The following is an 18824-nucleotide window of genomic DNA, read 5'->3' as shown; positions in this document are numbered from 1 at the left end:
AGAATGGTACAGATGTCTGAAGATAAAAAATGGTATGTACTGAGAGTCATCAGTGGGAAAGAAAAAAAACTTCGCGATATTATCGAGAAGGAAATAAAGCTTTCAGGCTGGTCTGAGATCATCCCTCAGGTAATTGTGCCGACAGAAAAAGTGTATAAACTAAAAGGCGGGAAAAAAGTAATTCATGAAAAGAACTTTTTTCCGGGTTATTTAATGATGGAGGCTGATTCAAAAAAGTTTAATGCGGATATCGTTCAGCATCTGCAGAACATGACCAACGTTATCAGTTTCATTGAAAGAAATAAGCCTATTCCGCTCAAAAAAGCCGAAGTAAACAGAATCCTCGGAAAAGTGGACGAGCAGGAAGAAATAGGCGGTGTGACCAACGAACCGTTCCTGGTAGGGGAAGATGTTAAAATCACGGATGGCCCTTTCAACGACTTTACCGGTACGATTGAAGAAATCATGGAGGATAAGAAGAAACTGAGAGTGGTGGTGAAAATTTTTGGAAGAAAAACTCCGGTGGAGTTGAATTTTATGCAAGTTGAAAAACAATAGAATATGGCAAAGGAAATCGAAACGTTCATCAAATTACAAGTAAAAGGCGGTCAGGCAAATCCGGCACCTCCCATCGGGCCTGCATTGGGTTCCAAAGGGGTGAACATCATGGAATTTTGCAAACAGTTCAATGCTGCTACACAAGATAAACAAGGTAAAATCTTACCGTGTGTAATCACGGTTTACAAAGATAAATCTTTCACGTTCGTCATCAAGACGCCACCTGCTTCCGCTTTATTGCTGGAGTACTCTAAAGTCAAACAAGGCTCTAAAGTACCAAATCGTAATAAGGTAGGGTCGGTATCCTGGGATCAGGTGAAGGAGATTGCAGAAATCAAAATGCCCGACTTGAACTGTTTTACAGTTCAGTCAGCCATGAAAATGGTGGCAGGTACTGCAAGAAGCATGGGAATCACTGTTACGGGTGATGCACCTTGGAATGCTTAATCTGATTAAGCAGAGAGAGTTCCACTCTATTTGGAACGCTATTATCTCACCAAATTTTTAGGTAAAATGAAAATTGTAAAGAAAAGAAAAGCAGTCGATGGAAAAATCGAAAAAGGCAAAACCTACCCACTGGAACAAGCTGCTGCTTTAGTAAAAGAAGTAAACACCACCAAGTTTGATGCTTCTGTCGATGTTCACATCCGTTTAGGTGTTGATCCGCGTAAACCAGACCAGGCCATAAGAGGAACGGTTAGCCTTCCCCATGGTACTGGTAAAACAAAAAAAGTCCTGGTACTTTGCCCTGCAGATAAGGAAGCGGCAGCAAAAGAAGCCGGTGCTGATTATGTCGGTTTGGAAGAATACCTGGAAAAAATTAACGGCGGTTGGACGGATATCGATGTTATCATCGCCACACCGAGTGTTATGCCCAAATTAGGCAGATTAGGTAAAATATTAGGTCCTCGTAACCTAATGCCTAACCCTAAATCCGGTACCGTTACAGAAAACGTGGCGGATGCCGTTCGTGAGGTGAAGAAAGGTAAGATATCTTTCAAAATCGACAAGTTCGGCATTATCCATACTTCGGTAGGTCGTGTGTCATTTAATCCAACTCAGTTGCTGGACAATGCAAAAGAAATGATCACAACGTTGGCTAAAATGAAACCATCTTCTGCAAAGGGAACTTATTTTAAAAGCATTTTCATGGCTACTACGATGAGTCCTTCCATTGAAGTGGATGTAAAATCAATTCCGGGAATCTAATTATTCAGCCTTTAAAACAAAACAAAAATGACTAAAGCTGAAAAACAAGCAACCATTGAAAGCCTTACAGAGCAATTCTCTAATGCATCCTTTTTCTATTTCACAGATACCTCCGGTCTTTCTGTAGAGAAAATAAACGCATTGAGAAGAATTTGCTTTGGAAAAGGCATCAGCTTACAAGTTGCTAAGAACACATTAATCAAGAAGGCATTGGTTGCCGGCGGTAAATTTTCTGATGACCTGGATCCGGTATTAAGCGGTCCTACAGCCATCATGTTTACCGAAACAGGAAACGTGCCCGCAAAAGTAATTAAACAATTCCGTGCAGACGGCAATAAACCTGCCTTAAAAGCAGCCTATATTGACTCTGCCATTTATATCGGAGAAAGCCAGTTAGAAGCATTAATCAATGTGAAATCTAAACAAGAGCTGATAGGTGACATCGTTGCCTTGCTGCAATCTCCTGCTAAAAATGTGGTTTCTGCCCTTAAATCAAGCGGCGGCAAACTGGCCGGAATAGTTAAAACATTACAAGAAAGAGAAAATTAATTTTAAACAATCTAAATTATTAAAACAATGGCTGATTTAAAAGCATTTGCAGAGCAATTAGTTAACCTGACAGTTAAAGAAGTTAACGAATTAGCGGAAATTTTGAAAGCTGATTACGGTATCGAACCGGCTGCAGCTGCAGTAGCGGTAGCGGCACCAGGCGGTGGCGCAGGCGCAGGCGCTGCTGTTGAAGAAAAAACATCTTTTGACGTTATCTTAAAAGATGCAGGCGCACAAAAACTGGGCGTAGTGAAAGTTGTGAAAGAAATTACCGGCCTAGGCTTGAAAGAAGCTAAAGACCTGGTAGACAGTGCACCTAAACCGGTAAAAGAAGGTGTTTCTAAAGATGAAGCTGAGTCTATCAAAGCTAAATTGGAAGAAGCCGGTGCCTCTATTGAATTGAAGTAATTCATTCATAATCAAATAATTAAAGTGTCCGGCAGCTATTGAAACTGCCGTGACACTTTTTACTGTTTTTGTTAAATTTAATTCGGTTGCATGTCCAAAAAAACAGAAAAAACTACAGGCCTAACTTCTACTGGCAGAATTAACTTCAGTAAAATAAGCCATCCTTATGATTATCCCAATTTATTGGATATTCAGGTAAAATCCTTCCAGGAATTCCTGCAGTTGGAAACAACTCCGGATAAACGGTCCAAAGAGGGATTATACAAGGTATTCGCAGAAAACTTCCCGATTACAGACGCAAGAAATATTTTCCTGCTGGAGTTTTTGGATTATTACGTGGATCCTCCCCGTTATACCGTTGACGAGTGTATTGAAAGAGGACTGACCTACAGCGTTCCTTTGAAAGCCAAATTGCGCTTGTCTTGTAATGACGAAGAGCATATTGATTTCCAAACCATCGTACAGGATGTTTTCCTCGGAAATATCCCTTACATGACAGACAAAGGTACATTCATCATTAATGGTGCTGAGCGCGTGGTCGTTTCTCAGTTACACCGCTCACCGGGCGTATTTTTCGGCATGAGTTATCACCCGAACGGAACTAAAATCTTTTCCGCAAGGGTAATTCCGTTTAAAGGTGCATGGATGGAGTTTGCTACGGACATCAATAATGTCATGTATGCTTACATCGATCGTAAAAAGAAATTCCCGGTAACGACCTTATTGCGTGCCATCGGTTTCGACTCGGATAAAGACATCCTGAAATTGTTTGGATTGTCCGATGAAATCGAAGTCAGCAAAAAGACGCTGGAAAAAAATATAGGCAGACGTTTAGCTGCGAGAGTATTGAAATCATGGATGGAAGATTTCGTGGATGAAGACACCGGTGAGGTGGTCTCTATCGAACGGAATGAAGTGATACTCGAGCGTGATACATATCTGGATGAAGATAATATTCCGCTGATTCTGGAAACCGGCGTGAAATCCATCATCCTCCAAAAGGAAAGTACGGAAGAAGATTATTCTATCATCTTCAATACCCTGCAAAAAGATACTTCTAACTCAGAAATAGAGGCATTGCAGCATATCTATCGTCAGTTGCGCGGTTCCGATCCGCCGGATGATGATACCGCCCGCGGTATTATCGAGAAATTATTCTTCTCCGATAAGCGGTATGATTTAGGATTTGTGGGTCGTTATAAAATCAACAAAAAATTATCCTTAGGAATCGATCCTAAGAATATCGTATTAACGAAAGAAGACATCGTCTCTATCGTTAAATATCTGATAAAACTGGTTAACCAGAAAGCGGAGATTGATGATATCGACCATTTGAGCAACAGACGTGTAAGAACGGTCGGAGAGCAGTTATATGCTCAGTTTGGTGTTGGTTTGGCGCGTATGGCCCGTACCATCCGTGAACGTATGAACGTTCGCGATAACGAAGTATTTACGCCTATCGACCTAATCAATGCGCGAACATTGTCTTCGGTAATCAACTCGTTCTTCGGTACCTCACAGTTGTCACAGTTCTTAGACCAAACGAATCCGTTGTCGGAAATCACGCACAAACGCCGTATTTCCGCACTCGGACCCGGCGGTTTATCGAGAGAGCGTGCAGGTTTCGAGGTGCGTGACGTTCACTACTCTCACTACGGCCGTTTATGTACCATTGAAACACCGGAAGGACCCAATATCGGTTTGATCTCTACGCTTTGCGTTCACGCAAAAGTGAATGAAATGGGTTTTATCGAAACACCGTACAGGAAAGTGAGCAAAGGTAAAGTGGAAGGCAAAGTGGAATACCTGACTGCGGAAGAAGAGGATGAAAGAACGATTGCACAGTCCAATGTTATCATCGATGATAAAGGAACATTTACTGATAAGAAAGTGAAATGCCGTTATCAGGGCGATTTCCCGATATTAGATACGGATACAGATGATATGGCAAGCGTTCAGAATATGGACGTGGCTCCGAATCAGATCGTAGGTGTTTCTGCATCCCTGATTCCGTTTCTGGAAAACGATGATGCGAACCGTGCTTTGATGGGCTCTAACATGCAGCGTCAGGCAGTTCCGTTGATGCGTTGCGAAGCGCCTATCGTAGGAACAGGTATTGAAGCAAGAGTAGCGAAAGATTCCAACGTACTGATCAATGCGGAACGTTCAGGTGTCGTGGAATATGTGGATGCCAACGAAATCCGTATCCGTTACGACCGTACAGATAATGAAAGGCTGGTTAGCTTTGATGATGATGTGAAAGTTTATAAGCTTACAAAATATGTACGAACCAACCAGGCTACCTGTATCAACTTACGTCCTATCGTTCGTAAAGGTGATAAGGTAACCAAAGGACAGATATTGTGTGAAGGATATGCTACACAAAACGGAGAATTAGCACTGGGTAAAAACCTGTTGGTGGCTTTCATGCCATGGAAGGGGTTCAACTTTGAGGATGCTATCGTAATCTCTGAAAAAGTGGTGCGCGAAGATATCTTCACTTCTATTCATATTGAAGAATATGAAATGGACGTGCGGGATACCAAACTGGGTGAGGAAGAATTAACGAATGATATTCCGAACGTGAGCGAAGACGCTACACGTAACCTGGATGAAAATGGGATCATCCGTGTTGGTGCGAAAATCAAGGAAGGCGATATCTTAATCGGAAAAATCACACCGAAAGGAGAAACAGACCCGACGCCGGAAGAGAAACTGTTGCGTGCCATATTCGGTGATAAAGCCGGTGATGTGAAGGATGCTTCCTACAAAGCGCCGCCATCCACGGAAGGAATTGTAGTAATCACTAAGCTTTTCCAAAAAGCGAAAAAAGACAAAAACTCTAAGGTTAGAGAGAAAGTGGAGTTGGAAAAAGCGGAAAAGGTGCATCTGCTGAACTTAGAGGATATCAAGAAAGTATTGGTGTCAAAACTGATGCAGCTGGTAGGAGGTAAAACAACGACAGGCGTCAAGAATATCTTTGGGGAAGAGGTGGTTCCGAAAGGCACCAAATTCTCCGAGAAATTATTGGGCGGATTGAACTATCAGAATTTGGATACGTCAGACTGGACGAAAGAAGAGGAAACGAATGAATTGATCAAACGACTGATTCATAACTTCAACATACGTTTCAACGAAGAAAAAGGTCGATTCCTTCGTGATAAATACGCCATCACCGTTGGGGATGAATTGCCATCCGGCGTATTGAAACTGGCCAAGGTCTACATCGCTCAGAAACGTAAGCTGAGAGTGGGTGATAAGATGGCGGGTCGTCACGGTAACAAAGGTATCGTAGCCAAAATCGTTCGTGATGAAGATATGCCGTTCCTCGAAGACGGAACGCCGGTCGATATCGTATTGAACCCTTTAGGCGTACCTTCCCGTATGAACATCGGTCAGATTTACGAATCTGTACTGGGCCTTGCCGGAAAGAGTCTGGGTATGCGTTTTGCAACACCAATTTTTGACGGAGCACACGTTGACCAAATCGAAGAATATATTGAACAGGCAGGCTTACCGCGCTTAGGCAGCACTTATCTTTATGATGGTGAAACCGGACAGCGTTTCGATCAGAAAACAACCGTTGGGGTTATCTATATCATCAAATTATCTCACATGGTGGATGATAAGATGCACGCACGTTCAATCGGGCCATACTCTCTTATCACACAACAACCATTGGGCGGTAAAGCACAATTCGGTGGACAGCGTTTAGGGGAGATGGAAGTTTGGGCATTGGAAGCTTATGGTGCATCCAATATTTTGCAGGAGTTGCTGACGGTGAAATCCGATGATATTCAGGGAAGAGCGAAGACGTACGAGGCTATCGTGAAAGGAGACAATCTTCCGGAGCCGGGTATTCCGGAGTCATTCAATGTATTGGTGCATGAGTTACGCGGATTAGCGCTGGATTTGGATTTTGATTAATCTGAATCCCGTGGTTTGAAAATTTGATTTTTAGTAATTAAAAATAAATAAGTATGCCTTTCAAAAAGGATAACAAAATCAACCTGGAGTTTAAAACGATTACGTTAAAACTCGCTTCACCGGATTCCATCTTAGAGCGTTCATACGGCGAAGTAAAAAAACCGGAAACCATCAACTACAGAACCTACAAGCCTGAAATGGAAGGTTTGTTCTGTGAGCGTATTTTCGGGCCCACGAAAGACTACGAATGTTTTTGCGGAAAATACAAACGCATCCGTTATAAAGGTATTGTCTGCGACCGTTGCGGTGTGGAAGTGACCGAGAAAAAAGTTCGTCGTGAACGTATGGGACACATCAAGCTGGTGGTTCCTGTCGTACATATCTGGTATTTCAAATCTTTGCCGAATAAAACCGGCTATATGCTGGGATTGTCTTCCAAGAACGTGGAGTCTATCGTTTATTACGAGCGATATGTAGTGGTTCAGCCCGGTATCACAGAAGAAGGTGTTCTTGTAAACGGGGAGCGAAAAACCACCAAGTATCTCGATTTGATTACAGAAGAAGAGTACCTGGATATCCTGGATGCTTTACCGAAAGACAATCAGTTGTTGTCTGATGAGGATCCGAATAAATTTATCGCAAAAATGGGCGGTGATGCGGTTCGTGATTTATTATCGAGAATTGATTTGAAAAAATTATCCGGAGAATTGCGTCATAAGGCATCTCATGAATCTTCCCAGCAACGTAAATCAGAAGCGTTAAAACGCCTGAGCGTGGTGGAAGCATTCCGTGAAGCGAATGAACATATCGAAAACAGGCCGGAATGGATGGTGGTACAATACTTACCTGTAGTGCCTCCTGAATTGCGTCCGCTGGTTCCATTGGATGGTGGTCGTTTCGCCTCTTCGGACCTGAACGATTTATATCGCCGTGTTATCATCCGAAACAATCGTTTGAAAAGATTAATTGAAATAAAGGCACCGGAAGTAATCTTACGTAATGAAAAACGTATGTTACAGGAAGCGGTGGACTCCTTATTTGACAATTCCCGTAAATCAAATGCGGTAAAAGCAGAAGGTGGCCGTGCATTGAAATCCTTATCTGATGTACTGAAAGGTAAACAGGGACGTTTCCGTCAGAACTTATTGGGAAAACGGGTGGATTACTCCGGCCGTTCGGTAATTGTGGTAGGACCTGAATTGAAACTGCATGAGTGCGGTTTGCCGAAAGATATGGCGGCGGAGTTATTCAAACCGTTTATCATCCGTAAACTACTGGAACGAGGTATCGTAAAAACAGTAAAGTCCGCTAAAAAATTAGTTGACAAGAAAGAAGCGGTTATCTGGGATATTCTGGAAAACGTGATGAAAGGCCATCCGGTTTTATTAAACCGTGCCCCTACATTACACCGGTTATCTATCCAGGCATTCCAGCCGAAATTAATTGAAGGAAAAGCGATACAGTTGCACCCGTTGGTGTGTACGGCATTCAACGCCGACTTTGACGGTGACCAGATGGCTGTTCACGTCCCATTGAGCAATGCGGCTGTGCTGGAAGCTCAGATACTGATGCTGGCTTCTCATAATATCCTTAACCCGCAAAATGGTACGCCTATCACGATTCCTTCACAGGACATGGTTTTAGGTCTGTACTATCTGACAAAAGGTAAGAAATCATCTAAAGAGGAAAAGGTACGCGGAGAAGGAAAAATATTCTATTCTTCGGAAGAAGCTATCATCGCACTGAATGAAAATCAGGTAGACTTACATGCTAACGTAAAATGCAAAGTACGTGTTAAAGAAGGTATTGAGTTTAAGGTTAAGATAATAGATACTACCGTTGGTCGTTTATTGTTCAATGAAGTGGTTCCACAGGAGTGCGGTTATGTAAATGATTTGCTGACTAAAAAGAATTTAAAGAATGTAATCGGGGATGTATTGGTGAATACCAATATTCCTACAACCGTGAAATTCCTGGATGATATCAAAGAATTGGGATACCGTCAGGCGTTCAAAGGTGGATTGTCATTTAATATCGACGATTTGATCATTCCGGATATCAAACTGAAACTGCTGACCGGCGCAACCGAAGAGGTGGATGAAGTATGGCAGAATTTTAACGGAGGTTTGATTACCAACAACGAACGTTATAACCAGATTATTGACATCTGGACACGTGTGGATACAAGAATTACCGAAACCCTGATGAAAGAGATTTCCACGCATAAACAGGGCTTCAACTCCGTGTACATGATGCTGGACTCCGGAGCGCGTGGTTCCAAGCAACAGATCAAACAGCTGGCCGGTATTCGTGGTCTGATGGCAAAACCCCGTAAATCGGGTTCTACCGGTGGTGAGATTATCGAAAATCCTATTCTTTCCAACTTTAAGGATGGTCTGAACGTATTGGAGTATTTCATCTCTACGCACGGTGCTCGTAAAGGTTTGGCAGATACCGCTCTAAAAACGGCAGATGCCGGTTACTTAACCCGTCGTTTGGTGGACGTTGCGCAGGATGTTGTTATCAATGGCGAAGATTGCGGTACGTTAAGAGGTTTGAATACGGCTGCGTTGAAAGAAAACGAAGAGATTATCGAATCCTTGTTTGACAGAATCGTTGGCCGTACAGCATTGCTGGATGTCATTCATCCGCTTACAGGTGAGGTGATTGTCAAAGAAGGTGAAATGATTTTAGAGGAAGCTGCAAAAATCATTGAAGATTCTCCAATAGAGAGCGTGGAGATTCGTTCCGTATTGACCTGCGAAATGAGACGCGGTGTTTGTGCCAAATGTTATGGCAGAAACCTGACCAACAACAGACCTGCACAGTATGGCGATGCAGTAGGTATTGTGGCAGCACAATCTATCGGTGAGCCGGGTACACAGCTGACATTACGTACATTCCACACGGGTGGTACGGCGGCATCTGTTGCAACTGAATCTCAAATGCCGGCTAAGTTTGACGGTAAACTGGAATTCGACAGTGTTAAAACTGTGAAGCAGGATGGTGAGGACGGTGAAGTGAAACTGGTGGTTATAGGCAGAACCGGTGAGATCAACATTATCGATGAATCAACAGATAGAGTGTTAATCACCAACAATATTCCTTATGGTGCTACATTGGCTGTTAAAAACGGACAAAAAGTGAAGAAAGGGGATATCATCTGTTCATGGGATCCGTTTAACAACGTCATCATCTCAGAGTTTAAAGGTGCTATCAAATACGAACACGTGGTGGAAGGTATTACTTACCGTGAAGAGGTGGAGGAGCAAACCGGACACCGTGAGAAAGTCACCATCGAATCCAGAGATAAGAAAAGATCTCCTTCCTTGCTGATCGTTGATGAAAAAGGAAAAGAGCTGTATTCTTACTCCGTTCCGGTTGGAGCACATATTTCTGTGGAAGACGGACAAGCGGTTGTACCAGGTACCATCATCGTGAAGATTCCACGTATCCTGAGCAAGGTTCGGGATATAACGGGTGGTTTACCACGTGTCCAGGAATTGTTTGAAGCCCGTAATCCATCGAACCCTGCGAAGGTTTCTGAAATTGACGGGCAGGCTACTTTTGGTAAAGTAAAACGTGGTAACCGTGAGGTGACCATTACTTCTAAAGACGGCGTTCAGAAAAAATACCTGGTTCCTTTAACCAAACACATCCTGGTTCAGGACGGCGACTTTGTGAAAGCGGGTATGCCATTGTCTGACGGTGCGATAACACCGAGTGATATCCTGAAAATAAAAGGACCATCTGCATTGCAATCTTACTTAGTGAATGAAATCCAGGAGGTTTATCGTTTGCAGGGGGTGCGTATCAATGATAAACACATCGAAGTTATTGTGAAGCAAATGATGAGTGATGTATTGATCAGCGATGCAGGAGATACCAAGTTCCTGGAAAATGAAACGGTAGACAAGTTCGATTTCATCGAACAAAACGACTACATTTATGATAAGAAGGTCATTACTGAGGCAGGTGATTCTGAGCAGCTGGTCGTAGGTCAGATTGTTACGATGCGTCAGATTCGTGAAGAGAATTCATTCCTGAAACGCAATGACAGAAAGCCGGTGGAATTCAGGGATGCTGTTCCGGCTACGGCAAGTCCGTTGCTGCAGGGTATCACCCGTGCATCTTTAGGAACACACAGCTGGATTTCAGCAGCATCGTTCCAGGAAACCACCAAGGTATTGAATCAGGCAGCTATCAACGGCTCCATTGACCTGATGAGAGGACTGAAAGAAAACGTCATCGTTGGACACAGGATTCCTGCAGGTACCGGGGTGCGCGAGTTTGAGAATATCATGGTTGGTTCTAAAAAAGAATATGAACGTATGATGGCTAAGAAAGCAATGATTGAAGAGGAGGAGGAATAATTATCCCTAATCAATAAATTGAGTCCCGGCATAGCCGGGACTTTTTATTTGGATTATTTTGACTAAATTTATTTATTATTAGAAATATTCAGTTCATGGAAAACAATAATCAGAATCAGATAAATATTGAATTGCCGGAAGATATTGCGGATGGCGAATATGCGAATCTTGCGATTATCACCCATTCCAATCAGGAGTTTGTCATTGATTTTGTCCGTTTGGCGCCGGGTGTTCCTAAGGCTAAAGTGAAATCCCGGATCATACTTACGCCGCAGCATGCCAAAAGGCTGATGATGGCACTGAATGAGAATGTACGGAAATTTGAACAGATTCACGGCGAGATAAAAGAATTTGAGCAGGTGACATTACCGCTTAATTTTGGTAATCCCACCACACAAGCATAATGTTTGCATGAAGACCATTGAAGAAGAAATCAAACAGAAAAAATTCCCCAATATTTATGTTAAAACAGACGTAAATATTTTGTACACTGCCGGTTGGCTGCAGAATACCTATACGAGATTCTTTAAAAATTATGGCATTTCCCATCAGCAGTTCAATGTGCTTCGTATTTTGAGAGGTCAGCACCCGAACCCTGTGATGTTAAACCAGATTTCTGACAGGATGATCGATAAGATGTCCAATGCCACCCGACTGGTGGATAAATTAAAGCAAAAAGGATTGGTTACACGCGAACAGAGCAGTATCAGCCGCAGGCAGGTAGATATCCATATTACCAAACAAGGACTTAAATTATTGTCAGAAATAGACAGTGAAATGCAGAAGATTATGCCTCCCGCCCATTATTCCAAGATCACCCAAAAGGATTTGAAACAATTAAATGCAATTCTGGACAGAATCAGGAACTAATTTTTTTAGTCTAACGTTTGTATATACAACAGTTACAAATGAAATTAATAAACAGGAGTTGAGAGGTGAATGCGGATACGGATGATAATGCATTCTTAAGGATGGCATTATCCCATGTTTCACATCTCCTATCCAACATATAAAATTCGTTTTTATGAAAACAATACTTCACAAGGCAGATGACAGAGGAACGGTCAATCACGGCTGGCTGCATGCCAGCCATTCCTTTAGTTTCGCAAGTTATTATGACCCAGTCAAAGAACAATTCGGCGCATTAAGGGTGTTGAATGACGATACGGTTAAGGCCGGGTACGGATTCGGCATGCACCCGCACAGCAATATGGAAATTGTCACCATTCCCTTGAAAGGCGCTTTGCGTCATAAAGATTCCGGAGGCAATGAAGGCATTGTCAAGGCCGGTGATGTGCAGATTATGAGCGCGGGAAAAGGTATCCTCCATTCGGAATACGCCACTCCGGAAGAAGATGTGAATCTGTTCCAGATATGGGTTTTTCCAAAAGTGGCAAATATTGAACCGAGGTATGATCAGCGTTCTTTTGATGTTAATGAACGTGTTAACAGATGGCAAACGGTGGTAAGTCCGGAGGAAACGGAGAATGCCCTTTGGATTAATCAGGATGCCTATTTTTCGTTGGGTGATTTTCATTCAAATACTTCCTATAAACTCAACAAAAATGAAAACGGCGTTTACCTCATGGTGATAGCGGGAGCGGTGGAAATAGATGGTAAGGTACTGAAAGACAGAGATGCGATTGGGATTTCAGATGTCTCAGCTGTAGAAATCAAGGTCTTTCAACCTGCTAAATTATTGGCCATTGAAATTCCGATGAAATAAAATAATTCAACGTAAATCATTCCAAAATTGTATTTTTAAAATGGAATATTATGGAAATACTGCACAGGCATCATTTAACCAACGGCTCCTTCTTTGTATTGGATGAATTTCGTCATAAAAATGCGGCATTGACTTATCTGTTAATTGATGATTCCTCCATGCTGATACAGCATACGGAGGTAAGGAAGCAGCTGGAAGGTCAGGGAATCGGTAAAAAATTGGTGGATGCCGCAGTCTATTTTGCCAGAATGAACGGCTATAAGATTATACCTCAATGCCCGTATGCGAATGCTATGTTTAAGAAGACTCCCGAATACGCGGACGTGTGGGCAAGATAATGGTACATTCATAAACCAGCACCATGGAAGAGATAAACAAAGAATATACGAACGGGGATGTTACGGTGGTTTGGCAGCCGCAAAGATGCATACATTCCACCAAATGCTGGAGAGGGTTGCCTAAAGCGTTTAAACCTTCTGAGAAACCCTGGATTAACCTGGATGATGTAAACTCCGAAGAAATCATGGAACAGGTATTTAAGTGTCCGAGTGGTGCCTTGAGCATCAAAGAGCAACAGGCGGATGAAGAACCGGATCCGAAAAAAGAAATCCGGACGGAAATTGTGGTGCTGAAAAATGGGCCGATCATGGTGAAAGGCAGCTTTGCCATTAAACATAATGACGGCAGACAGGAATCCCAGAAGGAAGTTTATCTTTGCCGCTGCGGACAGTCGTCGAATAAACCTTACTGCGACGGAACACATAAGAGATGTGGGTTTAAAGACGAGTGATTGGGAAAAAGGAAAAGGGAAAAAGGTAAAAAGAAAAAAGATGACATTACTAACTGCTGCACCATGATAGTATATACGCTGACTGCGAACGTAGATGACGATATAGCCGAAGAATGGCTGCAATGGATGAAAGACGAAGTGCTGCATTTTGTATTGGAAACGCAGTTGCCTGTAAAATATAAGGTTTTCAAGGTGCTGAACGATAACGAAGGGGTGACCTATACCTTCCAGATTTATTTTAAGGACCCGGTTGTCTATAATCTTTTTTTAACCCAATACCATCCCGCATTCAGCAATATGGTTGCCTCCAGATATGGAGATAAGGCGGTCTATTTTAACACACTGTTGCAGCAGTTGTAGTTATTATTGTCATTTACCGGATTTTTTTATAACTTTAATCATTCCATTTATCACTTGATACGATTATTATGAAAAAGATAGAATTCCTTCCCATCCTATTAGTGGCTGTTTCAGTCGTCTCTGTTTCCTGCAATAAAACAGAAGATGATCCTACTGTGATTTACACCAGTTTCAATAAGACAGTCATTTCTGCACTTCCAGCCACGATTGATTCCTTTGATCTTAACCTGGACACCAAATCGGATTTTGGAATTTTAGCGGGTAGAAATGCTGCAGGGGATACTGCCGCCATTTATTTCATCGCTATCGACAACGGAGCGGGATACATTGATTCAACACAGAATCTCGGTATCGTTTTTGGATCAGTTTCCCTGCAAAAGGGAGAGGCTCCGGAGAAACTTGGTTCTGCAGTTAAATGGGGAAAAAGGTTTATTATTGCAGCTAAATTTAATACGAATATTTATGGCTATGCCGGAGCAGGGGATCGATATATACCGGTGCTATTACAAAATCCGATTACCGGAAAATTTCACTACGGCTGGGTACGGGTGAATGTCAGCAGCGATTATGTAACATTCAAATTAATAGATGCTGCCTATAATCTGGTGCCGGATGTGCCTGTGAAGATGGGGGTTCGCTGATTTAAGTGAATGGTTTTCCAGAAGTGAGAAATCCGTTGTTGTCTGATTCCCAGGATTATTCCTGACTGAACACCACCCCGTTTTCCTGCAAGTAAAACTGTATATTACAGTGATTTTATAAAATCATTGATGAGTTTTTCCATTTTTGTCAGATCTTTTACCGTTTTGCTGAAGAACCTGAAATGGTCTGCATATCCATTGCTGTAAGTGGAATAAAAGCACTTTTTATCACCTTTGCAAAAGATCTTTATTTCAGCACTTCCAAATTCACCAACAGACTTTGCATTTTGAACTGTAGTGTTTTGAATCAAATCGCTTATACTAATAGAAGAATTATATACCATCGAGTATACTTTAAAATAAAAATATACTTTGCCCTCTTTCACTTCTACTTTGTCATACGTTTCCGGATTAAAGGATTTAAGGTATTCATTCAGCTTTTTTAATTCGTCTGAAAAAATTTGGCTGTAGGTGGAAGAGGAAGCATATTGCTGTCTTTCTCTGGCATTTTTTTGCCGGTCTGTTTTTGCCGGGTTGAGTGTATTTGTAGATACGGTTGTATTTGTGATCGTATTGGATGTTCCTTTGTAAGCGGCTAAAAATGCATTTAACAGATCAATTAATTCTTTTGTATTGAAATCTGTAGTGGTGGAAAAACCTATACTGTTGTGATAGGAGTCTGTATACGTAGAATAAACGCACTCTTTTTTGTCTGTACAATCTAGGGTTACTTTCCTCCTGAATTCCGATTCATAGGCGTTGGTTAAAAATTTTATCTCCGATTTGCTGTATTTTCCCGAAGGAAACCGGTCATACAGGTAGCCGTCCTTTATTTCCAAATAGCCGTAATAGCCGTTGTCAAAAGTCTTTAAGTAATTGTTGATTTTTTCTAAATGAATCTTATATGTTTGTCCGTAAATGCTTTGCATGCAAAGCAGTAGTAATACAAATGCAAGGATTGATTTTTTCATGCTGATTTATTTTTAGTTTTTGATTTATTTATTTTAATTTCTGAATACTTTTCTACTGCCATTCATTGTTTGTGCACAACACCGGTTTATACGTTCCTTGTGCGACAGCAATGAGATCTGATAATCCTATGTAATCCTTTTATGAGTATGCCTAAGTTAAGCATTTTCTTAGTTTGTATTAATGGTGTTGCCGTAATTTTGTGTTATAATTCGTGCTCATCGTTTTGTCGTGACGAATGTTTTATTCAGCTGAGTTGATTTTAATACAATCCGGTTTGAATTTCTTTCCTTCCAAATCGTATCTCCTGCCTGAATATATGCGGTAAATGCGGCAGGTACGTCGATAGTAATACTGTCGTTAAGTCTGGCAGTTCGCTGTAAAGGTCTGCCACGCACCGGATACACGGCTTTTACGGTTTCTTTATATGAAAGTACGTAATATGCCTCGCTGTCAATTTTACCCGTTTTATAAATAAACAGTGCAACCATTATCATTAGTATAAAAAACAGCGCAATTAACAATTTCCAGATATTCATATACATCGGCTTACGGAACAATTTTTACATTTACCTTCTCAAAGTTAATGACATTAAAATCAAATGTAAATTCTATCATGCCGGAATAGGTGCCCTCACTGTTTATTTTTAAAGATGTTTTGGCAGTGCCTTGTTTTCCAATATATTTTTTTAACTGAGTGTAATTTTTATCAGAAGTATCGATAGAAATAACTTCTAAAGATGTATTTCTTGGAATTTCTTTTTTTGGAGCTGATAAAATATCCGTCATGGCTTTCATGGATTGTTCCATCTTTTCCGATGTATTGCTTTCCATCATTTCCTTGTAAAGTTTATCTCTTTCCTGCTGATTTTTAGCCAGTTCAGCATCTGTTTTCTTTAACTCATCTGCGTTTGATATAGAGTTTCTTTCCGGAATGGTGTAGGAAAAATTGGTATTAACAGAAAAACGATGTGAATTGGTTTTTGAATTAACATATTCAATTGCCTGCGCTTCATCCATGCCGGGTTTAAAAGGTGCAGCAATTTCTTTGGTGATATCTGCGCCAACTATTTTATCAATTTTTATTTTATCTTCTTTCAGTAAGCTTTGGTTTGGAGGACCGAAAATGGAAACGACTTTGTATGAATAATCCTGTTTTTTCTGAAAGTCATCCCATTCTTCAAATTGATAAATGATGACACCCTTAAATTTGTTTTTCTCGGCCCATAATGCCTTTGCATACGCATCTTGTTTCATCGTTTCTTCACGGGCTGCCTGTTCTATGCGGTATTTTTCCATGTTCGCATCAGTGGTTGCTTTTATACTGCTGATGTAGGAAGCATCAGGTTTATTTATATCTACATTACTTTTTGTGCAAAAATACCAGCCTTCACTGCTTTTGGGTTGCATGTCTTGTGCTAAGTGATAATTTTCATTTTTGGGCACATAAATTAAATGTGTCCCTCCTAAATTTGCCAACTGATAAACTTTCATATCTACAAAAACGGCATTCCGCTGTGCATCAATAATTTGTTGTTCAGTCTTCAATCCATCAGGCCGATATTGTACAGCACACAAATCTTTTAATTTTTTAAATTCAGCAGCTGACAATCCAAGAGAAGTTTGCAGTTCTTTGTCAGTGATGGCAAAACCAAGGTTATAATACTGGTCTTCAATACTTTTCATATCCTGTATATATGCGGCTTTTTTTGATTGCCAGTTTCCAAAACCACCGCCTTTAAACGGTTTATCAATGGTGAATGCCGTATAGTTATAAACAGGATTCATAAAGTCTTGCAGTATTTCAGCATCTACGCACATAAAGAAACCAATACCGTCATCTGACAGCATTTCTTTCGGAGCATGTTTATTGTCATCATTTCTGATAAAAATTATGGTGTATTGTCCATAGCTTTTGTATTCGCCATTATCTTTATCTGCCCTGAACGTTAAAACTTTTTCAAACATTAAATTTCGGAATGCAAATTTGAAGAGCGTATTGATATCCGTATAACTTTTATAGAATGAAGGCCAGTTTTCATAGGCACATTGTTCCACAACCAGTTTAAGTGTCTCAGGAGTTAAGCTGGCAGCAGATGCGAGCGCTTTATAATCCGTTTTTTCAAATGGAGGTTTTTGTTTTTTGGGTATGGTATTGGGATATTTTTCACTGAAAAAATTCGTAGACCACATATAACCACTCTTTGCTTCCAGGATTTTCAAAGTTGTAGCTGGATTCTTTTTTACATTTTTTATTTCTGTTTTTATTGTTTCAGTTGAAGTTGGTTTAGCTGCAGTATTATTTTCAGCAAGAACATCTGTTTTGGTTTCCTGTTCCATCTTGCCGTTTTTATAAATCCTGTTGCTGGTTTGTTTTGTATTGGCGTTAAAGAATTGTGCATTGCCTTCAATCTTATCTTCTTTCCAGAAACCGGTCAGGTAAGAATTATCAGGATAAGTGATTTTGCCATTACCCTGACGAAGGCCATTTTTGAAAGCACCTTCAAATTTTATTTTATTAGCGGTATACTGGATTCCATTTCCTTCAAATTTGTTTTTCAACATATTGCCCTTGTAATACAATGTGCCATCTGTATTATAGCATTCGGCGGCTCCGGAAATGGTATTGTCGGTGCATCTGCCTTTTATGGTATATCCAAACGCCGATTCGACGATGCATTCACCGTTGATGCAGTTGCCTGAAATACAGGTGAATTCAAATGAACTTAAGGGTGCTTTATGGATAATGGTTTTCTTTACCTCCGGTGCTCTGAAAAATCTCAGTTCATTGTTCGTTGCCGGTGCCTCGCTCAGTACCTTTGTCAGAAGCTCCTTTTTCTTAAAAGATAATGGAATGTCATTGATGAAATTCAGGAAATCGCCGACTTTTAATTCTGCTTTGTCGGCCGGGCTGTTTTTCAAAACACCGGTGACGATAACGGAATCTTCTTCGTTGGTATAATAGGTGAAGCCAAATACGTTTTGGCCTTTTGCATGCAGGATAAAGCAAAACCAAACTAGAACGGACAGGATACTCTTCACTCAGGGGGTATTTAATAATAAAAGTAACTTATTTCTGAAGCAATAATCATACCATTAATCACGTATTTTTCAGGAATAGTTTCCGTTTACAGTTCTGGCACATCCGGCGTTACGCGGGTCCAGATAATAACCGCATCCGATGTCGGATCACCCGAGGCCACTTCGTGATAAAACGGTGTCAGGGAAGAATCCAGTTCGGAACGACTGGTCTAATCATCGGGCTGAGCCCAGCCGGATGAGAAGGTAAAATATGAAACAATGAATATTTGAAA

Annotated in this window: 18 protein-coding genes; 14 read left to right on the top strand and 4 right to left on the bottom strand. The window is 41.1% G+C overall.

Annotated features, from left to right (window positions below):
- Window positions 1-12: 12 nt before the first annotated feature.
- The 14 genes from nusG (at window position 13) to IPM95_05650 (ending at window position 14541) form a co-directional block, all read left to right on the top strand.
- Entirely contained in the window at window positions 13-558 is a 546-nt protein-coding gene (gene nusG, locus IPM95_05715; protein ID MBK9328816.1) for a transcription termination/antitermination factor NusG, read from the top strand.
- Between the two features lie 3 nt (window positions 559-561).
- Window positions 562-1005, top strand: coding sequence for a 50S ribosomal protein L11 (gene rplK, locus IPM95_05710; GenBank protein ID MBK9328815.1), 444 nt, complete (start codon window positions 562-564; stop codon window positions 1003-1005).
- A 66-nt stretch (window positions 1006-1071) separates the two neighbouring features.
- On the top strand, window positions 1072-1767 hold the full coding sequence (locus IPM95_05705; protein ID MBK9328814.1) for a 50S ribosomal protein L1: 696 nt from the start codon (window positions 1072-1074) through the stop codon (window positions 1765-1767).
- Between the two features lie 27 nt (window positions 1768-1794).
- On the top strand, window positions 1795-2316 hold the full coding sequence (locus IPM95_05700; GenBank protein ID MBK9328813.1) for a 50S ribosomal protein L10: 522 nt from the start codon (window positions 1795-1797) through the stop codon (window positions 2314-2316).
- Window positions 2317-2343: 27 nt separating this feature from the next.
- The gene (gene rplL / locus IPM95_05695) at window positions 2344-2724 is read left to right on the top strand and encodes a 50S ribosomal protein L7/L12 (protein ID MBK9328812.1); all 381 of its coding nucleotides are present in this window, start codon (window positions 2344-2346) and stop codon (window positions 2722-2724) included.
- Window positions 2725-2814: 90 nt separating this feature from the next.
- A complete protein-coding gene (gene rpoB / locus IPM95_05690) occupies window positions 2815-6651 on the top strand; it encodes a DNA-directed RNA polymerase subunit beta (protein ID MBK9328811.1) in 3837 nt (1278 codons plus the stop codon).
- A gap of 53 nt (window positions 6652-6704) precedes the next feature.
- Window positions 6705-11024: a DNA-directed RNA polymerase subunit beta' gene (gene rpoC, locus IPM95_05685; GenBank protein ID MBK9328810.1), complete on the top strand. Its 4320-nt coding sequence runs from the start codon at window positions 6705-6707 to the stop codon at window positions 11022-11024.
- 95 nt (window positions 11025-11119) lie between these two features.
- Window positions 11120-11428 carry a DUF3467 domain-containing protein gene (locus IPM95_05680; protein MBK9328809.1) on the top strand — a complete coding sequence of 103 codons (309 nt, stop codon included), beginning with the start codon at window positions 11120-11122 and terminating at the stop codon, window positions 11426-11428.
- A gap of 7 nt (window positions 11429-11435) precedes the next feature.
- A complete protein-coding gene (locus tag IPM95_05675) occupies window positions 11436-11894 on the top strand; it encodes a MarR family transcriptional regulator (GenBank protein ID MBK9328808.1) in 459 nt (152 codons plus the stop codon).
- A gap of 154 nt (window positions 11895-12048) precedes the next feature.
- Entirely contained in the window at window positions 12049-12750 is a 702-nt protein-coding gene (locus IPM95_05670) for a pirin family protein (protein MBK9328807.1), read from the top strand.
- A 50-nt stretch (window positions 12751-12800) separates the two neighbouring features.
- Window positions 12801-13088: an N-acetyltransferase gene (locus IPM95_05665; GenBank protein MBK9328806.1), complete on the top strand. Its 288-nt coding sequence runs from the start codon at window positions 12801-12803 to the stop codon at window positions 13086-13088.
- A 23-nt stretch (window positions 13089-13111) separates the two neighbouring features.
- Window positions 13112-13540, top strand: a complete 429-nt coding sequence (locus IPM95_05660; protein ID MBK9328805.1) for a (4Fe-4S)-binding protein — start codon at window positions 13112-13114, stop codon at window positions 13538-13540.
- Window positions 13541-13900: a DUF4286 family protein gene (locus IPM95_05655; protein MBK9328804.1), complete on the top strand. Its 360-nt coding sequence runs from the start codon at window positions 13541-13543 to the stop codon at window positions 13898-13900.
- 68 nt (window positions 13901-13968) lie between these two features.
- The gene (locus tag IPM95_05650) at window positions 13969-14541 is read left to right on the top strand and encodes a hypothetical protein (GenBank protein MBK9328803.1); all 573 of its coding nucleotides are present in this window, start codon (window positions 13969-13971) and stop codon (window positions 14539-14541) included.
- Between the two features lie 104 nt (window positions 14542-14645).
- Here the strand turns inward: IPM95_05650 and IPM95_05645 are convergent, their stop codons facing one another.
- The 4 genes from IPM95_05645 to IPM95_05630 all read right to left on the bottom strand — a co-directional run bounded on the left by IPM95_05645 (window position 14646) and on the right by IPM95_05630 (window position 18746).
- Window positions 14646-15512 (bottom strand): hypothetical protein, encoded by an 867-nt coding sequence (locus tag IPM95_05645; GenBank protein ID MBK9328802.1) that lies wholly within the window; start codon window positions 15510-15512, stop codon window positions 14646-14648.
- 216 nt (window positions 15513-15728) lie between these two features.
- Window positions 15729-16001: a hypothetical protein gene (locus IPM95_05640; protein MBK9328801.1), complete on the bottom strand. Its 273-nt coding sequence runs from the start codon at window positions 15999-16001 to the stop codon at window positions 15729-15731.
- Window positions 16002-16059: 58 nt separating this feature from the next.
- Window positions 16060-18552, bottom strand: coding sequence for a hypothetical protein (locus IPM95_05635; protein MBK9328800.1), 2493 nt, complete (start codon window positions 18550-18552; stop codon window positions 16060-16062).
- Between the two features lie 86 nt (window positions 18553-18638).
- Window positions 18639-18746 (bottom strand): PhoD-like phosphatase N-terminal domain-containing protein, encoded by a 108-nt coding sequence (locus tag IPM95_05630; protein ID MBK9328799.1) that lies wholly within the window; start codon window positions 18744-18746, stop codon window positions 18639-18641.
- Between the last annotated feature and the right edge of the window lie 78 nt (window positions 18747-18824).

The sequence above is a fragment of the Sphingobacteriales bacterium genome (assembly GCA_016719635.1).
Lineage (GTDB): Bacteria > Bacteroidota > Bacteroidia > Chitinophagales > JADIYW01 > JADJSS01.
Note: the sequence above shows the minus strand (reverse complement) of the source record. Positions and strands in the feature narration are given on the sequence as shown.

Bases quoted from the DNA above. Each gene is read 5' to 3' on its own strand.
- nusG (MBK9328816.1), top strand. From the start codon at position 13: ATGTCTGAAGATAAAAAATGGTATGTACTGAGAGTCATCAGTGGGAAA.
- rplK (MBK9328815.1), top strand. From the start codon at position 562: ATGGCAAAGGAAATCGAAACGTTCATCAAATTACAAGTAAAAGGCGGT.
- IPM95_05705 (MBK9328814.1), top strand. From the start codon at position 1,072: ATGAAAATTGTAAAGAAAAGAAAAGCAGTCGATGGAAAAATCGAAAAA.
- IPM95_05700 (MBK9328813.1), top strand. From the start codon at position 1,795: ATGACTAAAGCTGAAAAACAAGCAACCATTGAAAGCCTTACAGAGCAA.
- rplL (MBK9328812.1), top strand. From the start codon at position 2,344: ATGGCTGATTTAAAAGCATTTGCAGAGCAATTAGTTAACCTGACAGTT.
- rpoB (MBK9328811.1), top strand. From the start codon at position 2,815: ATGTCCAAAAAAACAGAAAAAACTACAGGCCTAACTTCTACTGGCAGA.
- rpoC (MBK9328810.1), top strand. From the start codon at position 6,705: ATGCCTTTCAAAAAGGATAACAAAATCAACCTGGAGTTTAAAACGATT.
- IPM95_05680 (MBK9328809.1), top strand. From the start codon at position 11,120: ATGGAAAACAATAATCAGAATCAGATAAATATTGAATTGCCGGAAGAT.
- IPM95_05675 (MBK9328808.1), top strand. From the start codon at position 11,436: ATGAAGACCATTGAAGAAGAAATCAAACAGAAAAAATTCCCCAATATT.
- IPM95_05670 (MBK9328807.1), top strand. From the start codon at position 12,049: ATGAAAACAATACTTCACAAGGCAGATGACAGAGGAACGGTCAATCAC.
- IPM95_05665 (MBK9328806.1), top strand. From the start codon at position 12,801: ATGGAAATACTGCACAGGCATCATTTAACCAACGGCTCCTTCTTTGTA.
- IPM95_05660 (MBK9328805.1), top strand. From the start codon at position 13,112: ATGGAAGAGATAAACAAAGAATATACGAACGGGGATGTTACGGTGGTT.
- IPM95_05650 (MBK9328803.1), top strand. From the start codon at position 13,969: ATGAAAAAGATAGAATTCCTTCCCATCCTATTAGTGGCTGTTTCAGTC.
- IPM95_05645 (MBK9328802.1), bottom strand. From the start codon at position 15,512: ATGAAAAAATCAATCCTTGCATTTGTATTACTACTGCTTTGCATGCAA.
- IPM95_05640 (MBK9328801.1), bottom strand. From the start codon at position 16,001: ATGGTTGCACTGTTTATTTATAAAACGGGTAAAATTGACAGCGAGGCA.